The organism is Streptomyces sp. NPDC002537, assembly GCF_053594975.1.
This window is the reverse complement of sequence record NZ_JBSFWT010000014.1, coordinates 57,775-73,600: the sequence shown is the minus strand read 5'-3', so window position 1 is coordinate 73,600 and position 15,826 is coordinate 57,775. Positions and strand designations below refer to the sequence as shown.

Below are 15,826 nucleotides of genomic sequence, written 5' to 3'. Positions count from 1 at the left end.
TTGTCCGTCGCGGTCGGATATGCACACGGGGCGCACGGATGCATGTACGGGGGCGCAGGTGCGGGTTCCCCGCCGAGGCTGGGTAGCCACTGCCAGGCGATAGGGCGAGACAGTCATTGTTTGGCCATTACCGCCTTTGCTGTCATTACCGTTAAGTCCGCATTCTCCGGACATTCAGGGGGCAAAGATCACAGGGGAAGGCGCTCTCAACTGCCTCAGCTTCTCCGCAACTCGCGGCGCAGGCCGCGAACGCTTAGCAGTCCCAGGGGGTACAGCATGGCCGCACGGCCACTCGTGGCGCGGCAGCCGAACGAACGGTTGCAAGCACTCATCCAGGAAGCCGCCTGCTCCAACGCCGGACTGGCGCGCCGCGTCAACATGTGCGGTGCCGAGCACGGCCTCGACCTTCGCTACGACAAGACGTCCGTAGCACGCTGGCTCCGTGGCCAGCAACCCCGCGGCCGCGCGCCGGGCATCATCGCCGAGGCGCTCGGCCGCAAGCTCGGACGCACGGTCACCATCGACGAGATCGGCATGGCCAACGGCAAGAACCTCGCCTCCGGCGTCGGTCTCCAGTTCTCCCCGACCGTGCTCGGGGCCATCGAGCAGGTCTGCGAACTGTGGCGCAGCGACGTCGGCCGGAGGGATTTCCTCAGCGGGACCTCCGTGGCGTCCTCCGCGCTGGTGGAACCCAGCCGCGACTGGCTGATCACCGGCGCCGACCCCCAGGTCGCGCGGAACGCGGGCGCCCGCGTCGGCTCCTCCGACGTCGACGCCGTGCGGGCCACCACCGATGCCCTGGTCGAGCTCGACCACCGCTACGGCAGCGGGCACGTACGGCCCGTCGTCGTCCACTACCTCAACAGCGTCGTCTCCGGGCTGCTCGCCGGCTCGTACCGGGAATCCGTCGGACGGGAACTCTTCGCCGCCGTCGCCCGGTTGACGGAGCTCGCCGGGTACATGGCCGTCGACACGGGCCAGCCGGGGCTCGCGCAGCGCTACTACATCCAGGCCCTGCGGCTCGCGCAGGCCGCCGGGGACCGCGGCTACGGCGGCTATGTGCTGGCCGCCGGGATGAGCCACCTCGCCGCGTCCCTCGGCAACCCGCGCGAGATCGCCCAACTCGCCAAGGCCGCGCAGGAAGGGGCGCGGGGCCAGGTCACCCCGCGCGCCGAGGCGATGTTCTGCGCCGCCGAGGCCCGCGGGCACGCGCTCATGGGCGACGCGCGGGCCTTCCAGGCCGCCGCCGGGCGGGCCCTGAACAGCCTCGAACAGGCGAATGGCACCGGTGACGACCCGGCGTGGATCCGGCACTTCGACCACGCCTACCTCGCCGACGAACTCGCCCACTGCCACCGCGACCTCGGCCAGGCCGACCAGGCGCGCCGCCAGGCGGAGGACGCCATCGCGGGCCACCCGGAGGAGCGGGTGCGCCGCCGTGCCATCGGGATGCTGCTGCTGGCCACGGCACAGGTGCAGCAGCGCGACGTGGACGAGGCGTGCGCCACGGGCACGCGGGCGCTGGAACTGCTCGGAACGCTGCGCTCCAACAGGGGGGCGGAGTACCTGGAGGACTTCCAGCAGCGGCTGGCGCCCTACCGGGAGGAGCCGGTGGTACGGGAGTTCGGGGCGCGGCTGGAGGTGCAGGCGGCGTAGGCCGCCACTGGGGGAGCGATTTGTCGTGGGGTGCCCGTATTTCAACGGATGCGGCCAGTGGGCGCGATGCCATTGGGGACGCGTGCGGGTGCGGGCGTTCGGGAGCGGCACGGTGCGGTGCCGGGGTGGGGCCTCCCTTGCGGCCCCACCCCTCCCGGCCGCGGCGGCTCAGTGACGGCTCAGCGGTGGCTCAGCCGTCGGGGTTGGCCTCCAGGCAGGTCAGTTCGATGCTGTCGATGACCGCCTCGTGCGTCTGGTGGGTGAGTTGGGCGACGTTCTCGATGCCGACCGCCATCCAGCCCGACAGGCTCATGATGAGCACGCGCAGCCCGTCCGTGCCGTGCTTGGCGAGCACCGCGTCGGCGACCTTCATGGCCTCCTCGGGCACGCGCTCGGCCGGTTCGAGGCCGACGACCGTACGCATCAGGCCGATCGTGGTGTGCGAGATCTCCGGTGCGATCGCCCGCAGCCGACGGTCTTCCTCCTCGTCCACTCTTCCCCTCCTTCTGCCCATGATTTCCTGGTTACTTGGGAGCACCGTAGGGCACGGAGCAGAGGCGCGCACGCCCGCTTGACAAGCCGGCGGACGGCCTTCCGGGGGCCGGGGCCGTACGACGGAGAGCGGACTCGGACCTGGTGCCGGGGGCGTACCCGGTACGTACCTCGCCCACCCGCCCGCCCGATCACCCGGAAGGGGTCCGCACCCCTCCCCCTGCCGCCCACCCGCCGTCGGCGTCGCACGGCCGCGCCACCACGACACCCACCCGCCCGCCCGATCACCCGGGAGAGGGTCGGCACCCCACCCCCCGTCATCCACTCGCCATCGGCGTCACACGGCCGTCACCACAGCGCCCGCTCGCACAGCCGCGACCGGTCACGAGGCGTTCGCACCCCTCCATCTGCCACCCGTCGTTGGCGTCGCACGGCCACGCCACCACGACACCCACCCGCCCGCCCGATCACCCGGGAGAGGGCTGGCACCCCACCCCCCGCCATCCACTCGCCATCGGCGTCACACGGCCGCCACCACAGCGCCCGCTCGATCGGTCACGAGGGGTTCGCGCTTCTCCATCTGCCACCCGCCGTCGCCACGACGCCGTCCGATTGCCCAGGAGGGGTGCCCCGATCGCCATCGGCATCGCACGGCCGTCACCACAGCGCCCGCTCGCCCACCCGATCGGTCACGAGGGGTTCGCGCTTCTCCGTCTGCTCTCCATCTGCCGCCCGCCGTTGGTGTCGTGCCGTCGGCGGTACACGGGTCTTTGCCGGCCGATGCGGACACTCGCTCTCACCTCGTGCACCCGTGCCCCACCCGAAGCACATGGCACGGCGCCGCGGCGACCCGGTAGCGTGAGCCGACGCTTCCGTAAAGTCCCGTTACAGCTTGAGGAGTCCCGGTGACGCAGAGCGGACAGGGAAACGCGCCGCGGCCTCCCGCGCAGCCACCGCGCGAGGGTGTCGTGCTGCCCGCTCAGCCGGAGGCCGACCGGTGGGCCGCCGACGCGCCCGCCCCCGGCCGCCCCTGGGGTCAGCCCTGGGGTCCGGACGCGCAGCGCGCGCCACTCCCCCCGGAGGCCCCGCCCGGCGCACCGCTCCCGCCCGCCCACGCACCCGGTGTCCGGCGGCAGCCGGGCGACTCCGAGGCCACCCAGTACCTGCCGCCGGTGCTGGGCAACGGCACCGACCCCGGAATGCCGGACCCCGCTTCGGCCGCCACCCAGTACCTGCCGCCTGTCGGCAACGGCCCCGTCCCCGGCGCGCCGATGCCACCCGCGCCGTACGCGTCGACGGACGCGACGCGGTACATACCCCCGGTGACGGGCGGGCCGTCCGTACGGGACGAGGCCGCTACGCAGTACCTGCCGCCCGTGCCCGCGGGCGGGCCGGGCGAGGCCACCCAGCTCCTGCCTCCGCAGTCGGGCGGAACGGAACTCCCGCAGTACCTGCCGCCGGTGCAGGACGGTCCCGCGACGCAGTACCTGCCCCCGGTGGCGGACGGGCCGTCCGTACGGGACGAGGCCGCCACGCAGTACCTGCCGCCGGTGCCTCCGGCTCCGGTTTCGGCGCTTCCGCACATATCCCCGGCCGGCGGTGCGTCCTTCGCGCAGTCGGGGGAGCGGCCGCCGCCGGCCGAATTCGACGGGTTGTTCCGTGAGAGCAGCGCGGCCGCCGAGCGGAAGACGCAGGGCTTCGCGCAGCCGGGGGCGCAGCCCGGACAGCAGCCCGGACAGCGGCGGCAGGCGCCACCGCCCCGCGGCCCCCAGGCGGGCCCGCCGCCACAGCCTCAGCCCCAGGAACCGTCCCGGTCCCGGAAGAAGCTGCCGACCCCCGCGATCGTCGGCATCGTCGTCGCGGCCTGCGCGGCGGCCGGGCTCGGCGCCGGCGCGCTGCTCAGCGGCGGTGGCGGCGACCAGAAGAGCGACCAGCAGAACACCGCGGCGAGTTCGACGGCCCCCAGCACGGACGCGAAGCAGCCCGAGGACGCGAAGAAGGAGCCGTCGGCCAAGGCCGACGACCCGGCACTCGCCCAGGCGAAGGCGCTGGACGCGCTGCTGAAGGACAGCAACAACAGCCGTGACGCCGTCGTCAAGGCCGTCGACTCGATCAGGAGCTGCAAGGACCTCGACACGTCGGCCAACGACCTCCGGGACGCGGCGAAGCAGCGCGACGGCCTGGTGACCCGCCTTCAGCAGACGACCATCGACAAGCTTCCCAACAACGCCGACCTGTCGGCGCAGCTGACGAAGGCGTGGCAGTCGTCCTCCTCGGCGGACAGCCACTACGCGACGTGGGCGGGTCAGGCAGGCGCCAAGGGCGGCTGCACCAAGGGCCACCCCAAACCGACCGCGGACGGCGCGGCGGCCGACAAGGCGAGCGACGACGCCACGGCAGCCAAGAAAAAGGCGGCCGACCTCTGGAACCCCATAGCGAAGAAGTACCACCTGACCCCCCACAAGTGGACCCAGCTCTAGCCCTCGCCGGAGTAATGGCGCAGCCCCTCCGGGACCGTTGGCCGGGCGGAGAGAGCGCTGCGGCGACGGCCGCATGACGCCGACGGCAATCGGGCGGCAGAGGGTGAGGGCGCTCGGCCCCTTCTGAACGATCAGCCGGGCGGGCGGGCGTCGTTGTGACGGCGATGGTGAGTGGGTGGCAGGTGGCGGGCTCCACGCTCCCCTTCCGAACGATCAGCCGGGCGGGCAGGGGGCCGCCGTGGTGACGGCCGCACGACGCCGACGGCGATCGGGGCACCCCTCCTGGGCAATCGGACGGTGTCGTGGCGACGGCGGGTGGCAGATGGAGAAGCGCGGCCCCTCGTGACCGATCGAGCGGGCGCTGTGGTGACGGCCGTGTGACGCCGATGGCGAGTGGATGGCGGGGGGTGGGGTGCCAGCCCTCTCCCGGGTGATCGGGTGGGCGGGTGGGTGTCGTGGTGGCGTGGCCGTGCGACGCCAACGACGGGTGGCAGATGGAGGGGTGCGAACGCCTCGTGACCGGTCGCGGCTGTGCGAGCGGGCGCTGTGGTGACGGCCGTGTGACGCCGATGGCGAGTGGATGGCGGGGGGGTGGGGTGCCGACCCTCTCCCGGGTGATCGGGTGGGCGGGTGGGTGTCGTGGTGGCGCGGCCGTGCGACGCCGACGGCGGGTGGGCGGCAGGGGGTGGGGTGCGGACCCCTTCCGGGTGATCGGGCGGGCGGGTGGGCGAGGTGGTGGCGACCGGTCAGACCCCCGCCTGCGGACGCAGAGGGGGAACGTACGATCGAGACCGTGCAAGCAGCTTCCGAGAAGTCTTCCCGCCGCGGCCGCCGCTCGACCACCATGGACGGCATGCCGCTCAATGACATGCCGTGGTGGCGCTGGCGCGCGAACGTGCGCTCCGCGCTGCACATGCTCTCGGACCCGGTCTTCCAGCAGGAGCGCTGGCTCATCGGGCACGAGGGCTTCGGGGACGTGACCGACGCCGTCTACCGCCTGGTCGAGGACACCTGGCTGGACAACTGGTCGGCCGAGAAGTACATCGGAACGATCTTCCGGGACTCCGCCGAGGCCGCCGTCGTCGACGTCGCCGTGCTCCGGGTGCTGCGGATCATGCACCAGGTCGGGCCCGACGCCCCGGTCTCCGCGTACCTGGACCACCACGGCTGGCCGGAAGCCGTACGGGCGGCCCGCGAGGCCCACGTGCGGCTGGCGGCGAGCGACGGTGACGACCCGGACGTACCGCCCCGCCCGCTGGACGTCCTGGCCCTGGCGACCGGCGCCCGCTGAGGCGACCGGCGCCCGCTGAGGCGACCGGCGCCCGCTGAGGCGGCCGCCGGCCGGCGCGGTCGGGAGGGGGTCGCCGGATGTGCGACGCTATTGGGCTATGAACGCCTCGCAGTCCCCCACCGAAGGGGCCCCGGAACAGTACGTCCTCACTCTCTCCTGCCCGGACAAGAAGGGCATCGTGCACGCGGTGTCCAGCTATCTCTTCATGACCGGCTGCAACATCGAGGACAGCCAGCAGTTCGGCGACCGTGACACCGGGCTCTTCTTCATGCGGGTGCACTTCGGTGCGGACGCCCCGGTGACGCTGGAGAAGCTGCGGGCCAGCTTCGCGGCGATCGGCGACAGCTTCCGGATGGACTGGCAGATCCACCGGGCCGACGAGAAGATGCGCATCGTCCTGATGGTGTCCAAGTTCGGGCACTGCCTCAACGACCTGCTGTTCCGCTCACGGATCGGCGCCCTGCCGGTCGAGATCGCGGCGGTCGTCTCCAACCACACCGACTTCGCCGAGCTGGTCGGCTCGTACGGCGTCCCCTTCCACCACATCCCGGTGACGAAGGAGAACAAGGCGGAGGCCGAGGCGCGTCTGCTGGAGCTCGTCCAGGCGGAGAACGTCGAACTGGTCGTGCTGGCCCGCTATATGCAGGTCCTCTCCGACGACCTCTGCAAGGTCCTCTCCGGCAGGATCATCAACATTCACCACTCCTTCCTGCCGAGTTTCAAGGGCGCCCGCCCGTACCACCAGGCGCACGCGCGCGGTGTGAAGCTGATCGGCGCCACCGCGCACTATGTGACGGCCGACCTCGACGAGGGCCCGATCATCGAGCAGGAGGTCGAGCGGGTCGGCCACGGCGTCACCCCCGACCAGCTGGTCGCCATCGGCCGCGACGTGGAGTGCCAGGCGCTGGCCCGTGCCGTGAAGTGGCACAGCGAGCACCGCGTCCTCCTCAACGGCCGGCGGACGGTCGTCTTCGCCTAGGGGCCGGTCCTGTCCCGGCCGTCACAGCCGGGACAGGGACGCGGTCGCCAGGAGGACGTCGCGGATGGCCTGGCCGTCGCCGTTCCGGCCGACGGCCGCGTCCTCCGGGGGTATGTGGCCCGCGGCCAGTCGGCAGAACTCGATGCCGTCGAGCGCCACATGGGCCACCGTCCCCTCCGGCGACGCGAGGGCGCCGGGGGAGTCCAGCGGGATGTACCAGTGGCCGCCGCCGCTGCCCTCGACCTCCAGGTGGAGCGCGCGGCCCGGGGTGCCCGCCGCGACCAGGGTGCGGGCCGGCGGCGCGAGCCCGGCGCGACGGCGCCCCGCCAGGGCCGCCGGGAGCATCCGGGCCGCCAGGCCCACCATGTGCCGGAGGTGGCCGGGCGCGGGCGGGTCGTAGGGATAGTCGACGGCGTCCGCGATGTCCGTGGCGTGCACCCAGCACTCGAAGGCACGGTCGACGAAGGAGTCCCGCAGGGGCAGGCTGAACGGGCCGTACGGCACCGGCAGATCCGCCGCGTCGCCACCGGCGAACGACACGCCCCGGACCATCGCCGTGCTCTGCTCGCGCCAGGCGCTGTGCGCCGCGCCGGGCGTCTGCCCGTCGGGGTCGCGCGCCCAGAGGGCCTCGGTGCGTTCCTCGGGCGAACCGCCCTCTCCCGCCCCGGGCCCCAGCGGATCCGGCAGCCCGAGCCCGGTGGCGACCAGGCCGTCGACGGCCCGGAGGTGGCCGATCACCGCGGCCGCGCTGATGTCCCGCGCCATGGACCGCTCGCCGTCGAACCACCGCAGCCGCACCGGCGCCCGCCACTCGGCCTCGCCGATGTCGCGGAGCAGGGCGTCGAGCCGCGCCGTCTCCGCGTCGTACGGCGCGGCCCAGTCCGGCACGGGGATGCGGGCGGGACGCCGCCCCAGGCAGGAGGCGAGCACCCGGGAGCGCAGCCTGGGGTCGAGGTCGAGGCTGTCCTCCGGGTGCAGCAGCGCGACCGCGTCCCGCAGCCGTACGGCCTCGTCCGCGCAGGAGGCGCAGTCGGTCAGGTGCTCCTCGACGGCGGCCGTCTCGGCGCCGGAACAGGCGGCCAGGGCCCAGGCCCCGAGCAGGGACTTGAGCACCCCGTGGCTCCGCGCCGCCTCGCTCATCGCACGCTCCCGTGGGTGCGCGGGGATGCCGTCCGGGGGCCGCGGTGCGCGGTGGACAGCAACTGCAGCCCGAGCCGCAGCCTGCGGCGGGCCTCGTCCTCGGTGACGCCGAGGCGGGCGGCGGCCTGGCGGTAGTCGAGGCGGCGCCGGTAGGCGAGGTCCAGCGCGGCGCGCAGCGGGGCGGGCATGGAGGTCGCGATGTAGTCGGCGCGGGCGGCGGCGGAGGCCGCGCCGACCTTCTCCTCGATCTCCTCGGGGGTGCTCCGCCCGTCGTCCTGCGACTGCCGTAGCCGCTCCACGGCCCGGTGGTGGGTGAGGTCGGCCATCCACGAGCGCAGGGAGCCCTGCTTCGGGTCGAAGGCGCCGGGGTGCTCCCAGACGTAGGCGAAGACCTCGCGCGTGACGCGGTCGGCGCCGCTCTCGCAGCCGAGCACCCGGTGGGCCTGGGAGTGGACGAGGGAGGCGAAACGGTCGTAGAGCTCGCCGAGCGCGGCCGCCTCACCGTGCGCGAGCCGCTGTTGCATCTTGCGGTCCCACTTGGGTGGTGCGTCCGCCATGCCGCCCCCTCCGTGCGTCCTGTGCGTCCTGTGCGCCCTGCCGTGCGTGCCCCGGACCGGCATACCGCAAGCGCGTACGACGTACCGATGATCGCTCGTGCTTGTGCTCGGCGTCACATGCTTTCCGAATGTAGTCGCCGGGTCTGACAGCGCAGCCGCGTTTGCGGCAAACGCACCCCGTGATCGGGTGCGGATGGTATTGCCGCGGTCACTTTCCGCACCATTGTCCGATCGTTATGGATCGTGAGTGCGCGAATGTGCCGATGTGTTATGCGGGTGTGACCGGAACTAGGAGAATCGAGGGTTCGAGCTGGGCATAGGCTCGATGAGGGCCGGTTGCCGCTGTGCGTTTCACGCGGGAGCGATCGGGCACCCGCAACCGCGGAAGGGTCCGTTCCGGTGAACGAGGGACCGAGCGAAGGGGCTTCGAGCGCGTGACGCTGAAGGTGAAGGACGCCGAGCGGGGGGACTGGGCAGTCCTCCTTGTCTCCGGCGAGATGGACCTGGTGACGTCGCCGGTGGTCCGGCAACGCGTGCACGACGCGGTCGCGGAAGGGCGCCGGAGCCTGGTGCTCGATCTCGCGGAAGTGCGCTTCTGCGACTCCAGCGGCGTCGGCGTGCTGATCGCCGCCCGCCGCTTGATGCGCTCCTGTCAGGGGCGGCTGAGACTCATCCTGCCGGCGCAGGGCGGCCCGGACGGCTCGCACGTCAACAGGGTGCTCGCGGCACTCGGGGTGCGGCGGCTGTTCGACATCTATCCCGACCTGGCGACGGCCACCCACGAGAAGCCGCTGTCCGCGTAGCGCCGGACGGTTCACCCTTCCAGGGGAAGTTCCGCCCGTACGACGAAGCCGCCGTCGTCCGTGCCGTGGGCGGTGAGCGTTCCCCCCAGGCTCTGCGCGCGCTCGCGCAGGCCCACCAGGCCGTGACCGCCGCCGGGCAGACCCGGGGCCGGTGCCGCCGCGTCCGGCGGCCCGTTGCGGACCTCGACCAGCAGCCCGGCCGCCGTCTCCGCCACGCGCACGCTCACGCGCGCGCCGGGCGCGTGCTTGCGGGCGTTGGTCAGTGCCTCCTGCACGGTGCGGAACGCCGCGCGCTCCACGGGCTCCGAGCGCTCCGCCGCCGGGTCGCATGTGCTCTCGTACGCGACGTCCATGGCGCACAGGCCGATCAGCCGCGGCAGGTCGGCGAGGCTCGGCTGCGGGGTGAGCTCCTCGGTGTCCGCGCCGGCGGCACGCAGGATGCCCACCATGTGCCGGAGTTCCTCCAGGGTGCGCACGGACAGTTCACGGATCTTCGTGGCCCCTTCGCGCGCCCGCTCGTCCTGGGTGCTGATCTGCACGGCGCCCGCCTGGAGGCTGATCAGGCTGACCTGGTGGGCGACGACGTCGTGCATCTCCCGGGCGAGCCGGGCGCGTTCCGTGGCCAGCACCTGGTCGGCGAGGAGCCGGTCCTCGCGGGCGCGGCTGCGGGTCAATTCGTCGAGCCGGGCGGCGAGTTCGCGGCGGGTGCGGGCGAGCAGCCCGAAGGCGACGGGGGCCGCCGCGGTGGCGAGGGCGTCGACGAACAGCAGCGCGTTCTCGCGGCGGTCCTCCAGGGAGAAATCGGAGAGGGGGTACGGCAGGAAGTGCGCGGTGGTCAGCAGCAGTGCCATCGCGCCCAGCAGGCGCCTGTCGGTGCGGAGCGTGGCCACCGTGTAGAGCGCGATCATCGGCGCGAACCAGATGTAGCCGATGTAGATGCCCGGCAGCGTGACCAGGAAGACGAGCACGGGGAACCTGCGCCGCCACAGCAGCGCCGCCGCCGCGAGCAGCGACACCCCCATGCCGGTGCCCAGCCCGGCCCCGTTGACGAGCAGCGCGTCCACCGCGGCCAGCAGCGCGGGCACGACGACCGGCGCGCCGTCCCGCACCCGGGACGGCACCCGGCCCGTGAGCGCCCTGCGGGCGCGCCGGATCACTGCGGGCCGCCCTGGGCGGGCCCGCCGGGCGGGCCCCCGGGCCGGCCGCCCGCCGGCCGGGGCGTCGCGACCAGCCCGGCGCGGTCGGCGATGATCGCGGCCTGCACCCGGTTGAGGCCGCCCAGCTTGCCGAGGACGGCGCGCACGTGGTCCTTGACGGTGCTGGGGGCCAGGCCCATGCGTTCGGCGATCTGCGGGTTGGCCAGGCCCGCGCCCAGGTGGCCGAGGACCTCGCGCTCGCGCGGGGTCAGCGCGGCCACCGCCCGCGCGGCCGTCGACTCCGCCTCCGCGGCGAGATAGCCGCCGATGACCGCCCGCGTCACCCCGGGGTCGAGGACGCTGCCCCCGGCCGCGAGCGTCCGCACCGCCTGGACGAGCTGCTCCGGGTCCGTGTCCTTCAGCAGGAAGCCGGTGGCCCCGCCGCGCAGTGCGGCGGCGAGGTACTCGTTGGCGTCGAAGGTGGTGAGCATGGCGACGGCGGGCGGCCGGGGCAGCTCGCGCAGGGCGCGCAGGACGGTCAGCCCGTCGACGTCCGGCATCCGGATGTCGAGCAGGACGACGTCCGGGGCGGAGCCGAGCACGGTGTCCACGGCTTCGCCCCCGCCGCAGTCCGCGACGACCTCGATGTCCGGGGCCGTGCCCAGGATCATCCGCAGCCCGGACCGGACGAGCTGCTCGTCGTCCACCACCGCAACACGGATCACCGACCGCTACCTCTTCCTGTCCGCTTCTGCCGTCCGGAGGGTCTCCAGACTGCCGCACCGCCCCGACAGAGGCGGATAGAAACGGAGCGTAAGGCTCCACTCGCTGGTTTGTCCGCTCCATGACGCACCCCCGCCGACCGGAGGGGGTCGCTTCGGACTCAGGACGGATGGCGCGCGGGGCGCGGGCAGGGCACAGTCCTGGTGCCGCCCCTCCGTGGCGGACTCCGCCGCGTCCCCCACAAGCGACGGCTTCTTCCACGGAGGGGCCCCGCCCGGCGGGGCCCGTGGCGAGGTCCGGCCGGGTCCGTGGCGAGGTCCGGCGCGTCAGAACGACGGCGGTTCCTTCGGGGCGGGCCCCAGCGTCGTGGTGCCCGGAGCCGCGCGGTGCCCGAGCCCCGTGCGGTACGCGTCCAGCGCCGCCTCGATCCGTCCGGTGCGCCGCAGCAGGTCCCCCAGCAGCCGGCACAGGTCCGCGAGATCGCCGGCCGCCCCCGTCCGTTCCAGCAGCGACAGCGCCGAGCAGTAGTGCTCCTCCGCCGTCTCGTTCTCGCCGCGTTCCTCCGCGATCAGGCCCAGCAGCCGGTGCGCACCGCCCGCGTGGACCGCACCGCGCTCGGCACCCAGCGCGGAGGGCGCCAGCAGCGGCCGCAGCAGCCGCTCCGCCTCGTCCGTCTTGCCGCGCCGCCGGAGCACGTCCGCCAGCTCCACCTCCACCTGCACGGTGAACAGCGCGGCCCGTTTGGACGCCAGCATGTCCCGGGCCGTGCGCAACTCGCTCTCCGCGCCTTCCAGATCGCCGTCCTGCGCGCGGACATAGCCGCGCATCCAGTGGCAGTGGGCCAGTTCCGTACGGATCTGCAGCTGCCGGTAGAGCTCCTGCGCCTTGGCCAGGGACGCGTCGGCCTCGGCGATGCGCCCCTCGGCGATGAGCGTACGGGCCACCCCCCGGTGCATCCTCGCGACGAGCGCCGGATCGTCCACCTGGGGCGCGAGCGCCAGCGCCAGCTCCGCGGCGTGCGCGGCCCGTACATGCGCCCCCATGTCCATATAGGGCGCGATGGACGCCGTGTAGAGCAGCAGCAGCGCGTCCGGGTCGTGCATCCCCGACGCGTTCAGTTCATCGACCGCGGTCTCCAGCAGATAGCAGGCATAACGCAGTTCCCCCGCGAGCAGGTGGGCGGTGGCGCGCCCCCGGAGCGCGGGGACGCGGCGCGGCAGCGGCTCGTCCGCCAGGAGCTGCTCCGCCGCGGCGAAGTGCTCGCGGGCCGCCACGAGATCGCCCGTCTCCAGGGCGCAGTCCCCGAGCCCGAGCAGCGCGGCCGCCTGCTCGGACACCAGCTCCAGCCCGGCGGCCTCGTCCCGCAGCGCCCGGAACAGCGCGGCGGCGTCCTCCGCCGCCCCCGTGGCCAGCGTCCGGCGGGCGTCCGTCAGCCGCATCCGCAGCCCCGTCGCCAGATGCGGCGGGCGGCCCGTGGCGAGCTCCTCCACCGTGGTGCCGAGACGCTCCGCGAGGTGGCGCAGGGCGTTCTCCGAGGGGCGCACCCGCCCGGCCTCCAGGGTGGACACATACGCGGCCGTGTAGGCGGGCTCCGCCAGCTGCCGCTGCGTGAGGCCCTTCTCCGTACGCAGCCGCAGCACGCGCCGGCCTATGTCGGCGGGCTCGTCCGCCCGTGTGCCGTGGGTGCTGTTCTCCGCCACTGCCGCCCCTCGATAGGTTGACGCCGAGCGATGCACGCCGTGAGTCAAACCCGTCCGGGCCCGTCCACGGCGGTTCGATGTCTTACTGATGCCTGTCCGATGTCCGTCCGACATCAGGCCGGGCCCGCGCACACCAGGGTGGAAACCATGCCGGAGACCGTCGGCGAGGCGGCCGTCACGACGAGCACCGGCGGGACGGTCCTCCGTCAGCCCGGCCTCGTCCTCACCGATCACCACTTCGACCTGCCGCTCGACCACGCCGAGCCCGGCGGCGAGACCATCCGGGTCTACGCCCGCGAGGTCGTCGCCACCCGCCGCGAACACGACGACCTGCCCTGGCTGGTCTACCTCCAGGGCGGACCCGGCTTCGCCGCGGGCCGCCCGGTCGGCCGCGAGAACTGGCTCGACCGCGCCCTGGAGGACTACCGCGTCCTCCTCCTCGACCAGCGCGGAACCGGACGCTCCACCCCCGCGGACCGGCAGACGCTCCCGCTCCGCGGCACCCCCGCCCAACAGGCCGACTACCTCGCCCACTTCCGGGCCGACTCCATCGTCCGCGACTGCGAGCTGATCCGCGCCCGGCTCACCGGCGGCCGCCCCTGGACCGTCCTCGGACAGAGCTTCGGCGGCTTCTGCGCCGTCACCTACCTCTCGTACGCACCCGAAGGGCTGACGGAGGTGCTCATCACCGGCGGCCTGCCCTCGCTCGACGCCGACGCGGACACCGTCTACCGCGCCGCCTACCCCCGCATGGAGCACAAGACCCTCGCCCACTACGCGCGTTACCCCGGCGACGAGGAGGCGGCCCGGCGCATCGCCGCCCACCTCGCCACCCGCGAGGAGGTGCTCCCCGACGGCACGCTGCTCTCCGTCGAGGCCTTCCAGCAGCTCGGCATCCTCCTCGGCACCGGCGACGGCTCGCACCGGCTGCACTACCTCCTGGAGGACGCCTTCGTGGACACCGTCGCGGGCCCGCGGCTGTCCGACGCGTTCGCCGAGGCGGTCGCCACGGTGCTCTCCCGCGCCCACTGCCCGCTCTACGCGATCCTCCATGAGGCCATTTATGCCCAGGACGGGCAGGCGACGCACTGGTCCGCCGAACGCGTACGGGCCGAATTCCCCCAGTTCGACCGCCACTTCGAGCCCGGCGCGCGCTTCCTCTTCACCGGCGAGACCGTCCACCCCTGGATGCTCCGCACCCACCCGGCCCTGCGCCCCCTGCGCCACACCGCCGAACTCCTCGCCGAGCGCAAGGGCTGGCCGCGCCTGTACGACCCGGAACGGCTCGCCCGCAACACCGTCCCCGTCGCAGCCGCCGTCTACCACGACGACCTCTACGTCGACACGGAACACTCACTGCGGACCGCGCGGACCATCCGCGGCCTGCGCACGTGGGTGACGAACGAGTACGAGCACGACGGGGTACGGGCGGGCGGGGGAGCGGTGCTGGACCACTTGCTGCGCCTGGTACGCGACGAGGCGTGACGCGAGGGGGTGCGGGGGGGCGCGCGGGGGCGCGCGGGGGCGCGGGGGTGCGCGCGGGGGCGCTTCCGTCAGTGCCGGGTCAGCGTGCCGTTTGCCAGGTCAGCGAGGTCCGCATGCGGTCCCGCAGCTCCGGGTCCCGTACCGCCGGCGTCGTGTCGGCCGCCTTCGCCGTCACCCGGTGCGGGTGGCCGTCCGCCGGGACGCCGAGCGAGCGGGGCGTGACCGAGACCCGGCCGCGCGCGTCCTGGACCTCGCGCCCGTCGACGTACCACCGCACCACCACGCTGTCGGCGGGCGGCCGGACCGCGATCCGCTCGCTCCGGCCGACCTCGGCGTCCGTGCGGCGGTCGCTCGTCAGCGCCTTCGCGTGCCGGTAGAAGCCCGCGATCATCGCCTCCCTGCCGGGCAGATTGAACTCGCGCCCCAGGGTCCGCATGATCGAGTTGTCGGTGGGGCGGAAGAGCCCCTTGGGGTAGTAGCCGCCGCCCTCGTACGCGCCGACCGTCCCGCCGTCCGGCGAGGTCCGGCCGATCCAGCGGTACCACTTCTGCCGTTGGGCGGTCATCTCGGCGGCGGTCAGCTCGGTGATGTTGGCCTGGCCCGGTTCGGCGCCGGTGTAGGTGCCGTACTCGTCGTACTGGTACTCGTCGGCGAGCTTCCCGAGGGAGTGGCCGGTCTCGTGGACGGCGATCTGGTCGGACTTGGCGTGGTCCGAGGAGGCGGTGGCGATGCCGTCGTAACCGACCTTGGAGACGATGTCGTTGTAGCCCGCGCCGCCGTACTTGGTGGAGTTGGCGAGGACCACGACGAGGTCGGCGGCGGGCGCCTGGGCCGCGTACGACTCGACCCTGCCGGTGTCGACGCAGAGCAGCCGCTCGATGCCGTCGCAGAAGAAGCCGGAGTGCAGGGCGGTGTCCTTGGTGACCTCCTTGCCCGGGTCCCCGGAGACGCCCGACTCGCGGGAGACGGCGTCGACGGCCCACACGTTGAAGAGATTCCGGTACGAGGCGTAGGGCTCGACGGCGGACATCTTCGCCCACTTGGCGCGGACGGCCGCGTGGAAGTCGCCCTGCTGGCCCGCCGTGTAGCCGTCGCCGATGAACACGACGTCCAACTTGTCGGCGACCGGGCCGTTCCGCACGATCGGGGTCACATCGCCGTCACCGCGGACGGAGGGCCGCAGGGCGTGCGGTGGCGTGGGGGACGCGGGGACGGTGGTGTGGCGGGGGTGGCCGTCGGGGCCGGTGAAGTACTCGACGTGCTGCGTCCGTTGGCTCCCCGGCGGTGTGTCGCCGAAGGCCGCGGGCGCGGTCGCGGCGGCCAGCGCCGCCGTCAGGGTCGCGCTGAGCGCGAGGGATATTCGTCTGTGCATGGGGGGTCCTCC

General features: G+C 73.5%; 13 protein-coding genes. 6 read left to right on the top strand and 7 right to left on the bottom strand.

What is annotated here, in order from left to right:
* Window positions 1-276 precede the first annotated feature (276 nt).
* Window positions 277-1,656, top strand: a complete 1,380-nt coding sequence (locus ACWD4A_RS09425) for a transcriptional regulator (protein WP_451191498.1) — start codon at window positions 277-279, stop codon at window positions 1,654-1,656.
* 190 nt (window positions 1,657-1,846) lie between these two features.
* Here the strand turns inward: ACWD4A_RS09425 and ACWD4A_RS09420 are convergent, their stop codons facing one another.
* Window positions 1,847-2,149 (bottom strand): hypothetical protein, encoded by a 303-nt coding sequence (locus tag ACWD4A_RS09420; RefSeq protein ID WP_451191496.1) that lies wholly within the window; start codon window positions 2,147-2,149, stop codon window positions 1,847-1,849.
* A 904-nt stretch (window positions 2,150-3,053) separates the two neighbouring features.
* Here ACWD4A_RS09420 and ACWD4A_RS09415 point away from each other — a divergent pair.
* From ACWD4A_RS09415 to purU, 3 genes are all read left to right on the top strand, one after another.
* A complete protein-coding gene (locus ACWD4A_RS09415; protein WP_451191494.1) occupies window positions 3,054-4,628 on the top strand; it encodes a hypothetical protein in 1,575 nt (524 codons plus the stop codon).
* An 844-nt stretch (window positions 4,629-5,472) separates the two neighbouring features.
* Window positions 5,473-5,919 (top strand): SCO4402 family protein, encoded by a 447-nt coding sequence (locus tag ACWD4A_RS09410; RefSeq protein ID WP_451191575.1) that lies wholly within the window; start codon window positions 5,473-5,475, stop codon window positions 5,917-5,919.
* Window positions 5,920-6,016: 97 nt separating this feature from the next.
* A complete protein-coding gene (gene purU / locus ACWD4A_RS09405; protein ID WP_451191492.1) occupies window positions 6,017-6,898 on the top strand; it encodes a formyltetrahydrofolate deformylase in 882 nt (293 codons plus the stop codon).
* Window positions 6,899-6,919: 21 nt separating this feature from the next.
* On the opposite strand, the gene ACWD4A_RS09400 is transcribed toward purU, so the two are convergent.
* Both ACWD4A_RS09400 and ACWD4A_RS09395 read right to left on the bottom strand, forming a co-directional pair.
* The gene (locus ACWD4A_RS09400) at window positions 6,920-8,038 is read right to left on the bottom strand and encodes a zf-HC2 domain-containing protein (protein ID WP_451191491.1); all 1,119 of its coding nucleotides are present in this window, start codon (window positions 8,036-8,038) and stop codon (window positions 6,920-6,922) included.
* Window positions 8,035-8,595 carry a sigma-70 family RNA polymerase sigma factor gene (locus tag ACWD4A_RS09395; protein WP_451191489.1) on the bottom strand — a complete coding sequence of 187 codons (561 nt, stop codon included), beginning with the start codon at window positions 8,593-8,595 and terminating at the stop codon, window positions 8,035-8,037. The genes ACWD4A_RS09400 and ACWD4A_RS09395 overlap by 4 nt, the downstream gene beginning before the upstream one ends.
* A gap of 434 nt (window positions 8,596-9,029) precedes the next feature.
* Here ACWD4A_RS09395 and ACWD4A_RS09390 point away from each other — a divergent pair, with 434 nt between their 5' ends.
* On the top strand, window positions 9,030-9,398 hold the full coding sequence (locus ACWD4A_RS09390) for an STAS domain-containing protein (protein WP_451191488.1): 369 nt from the start codon (window positions 9,030-9,032) through the stop codon (window positions 9,396-9,398).
* 11 nt (window positions 9,399-9,409) lie between these two features.
* On the opposite strand, the gene ACWD4A_RS09385 is transcribed toward ACWD4A_RS09390, so the two are convergent.
* The 3 genes from ACWD4A_RS09385 to ACWD4A_RS09375 form a co-directional block, all read right to left on the bottom strand.
* On the bottom strand, window positions 9,410-10,552 hold the full coding sequence (locus ACWD4A_RS09385) for a sensor histidine kinase (protein ID WP_451191572.1): 1,143 nt from the start codon (window positions 10,550-10,552) through the stop codon (window positions 9,410-9,412).
* Window positions 10,552-11,259, bottom strand: coding sequence for a response regulator (locus ACWD4A_RS09380; protein ID WP_451191486.1), 708 nt, complete (start codon window positions 11,257-11,259; stop codon window positions 10,552-10,554). The genes ACWD4A_RS09385 and ACWD4A_RS09380 overlap by 1 nt, the downstream gene beginning before the upstream one ends.
* Before the next feature lie 324 nt (window positions 11,260-11,583).
* A complete protein-coding gene (locus tag ACWD4A_RS09375; RefSeq protein ID WP_451191485.1) occupies window positions 11,584-12,957 on the bottom strand; it encodes a helix-turn-helix domain-containing protein in 1,374 nt (457 codons plus the stop codon).
* A gap of 147 nt (window positions 12,958-13,104) precedes the next feature.
* Here ACWD4A_RS09375 and ACWD4A_RS09370 point away from each other — a divergent pair, with 147 nt between their 5' ends.
* Window positions 13,105-14,442, top strand: coding sequence for an alpha/beta fold hydrolase (locus ACWD4A_RS09370; RefSeq protein ID WP_451191484.1), 1,338 nt, complete (start codon window positions 13,105-13,107; stop codon window positions 14,440-14,442).
* Window positions 14,443-14,521: 79 nt separating this feature from the next.
* On the opposite strand, the gene ACWD4A_RS09365 is transcribed toward ACWD4A_RS09370, so the two are convergent.
* Complete coding sequence (locus ACWD4A_RS09365) at window positions 14,522-15,814, bottom strand: M64 family metallopeptidase (RefSeq protein ID WP_451191482.1); 1,293 nt, start codon at window positions 15,812-15,814, stop codon at window positions 14,522-14,524.
* Window positions 15,815-15,826 lie beyond the last annotated feature (12 nt).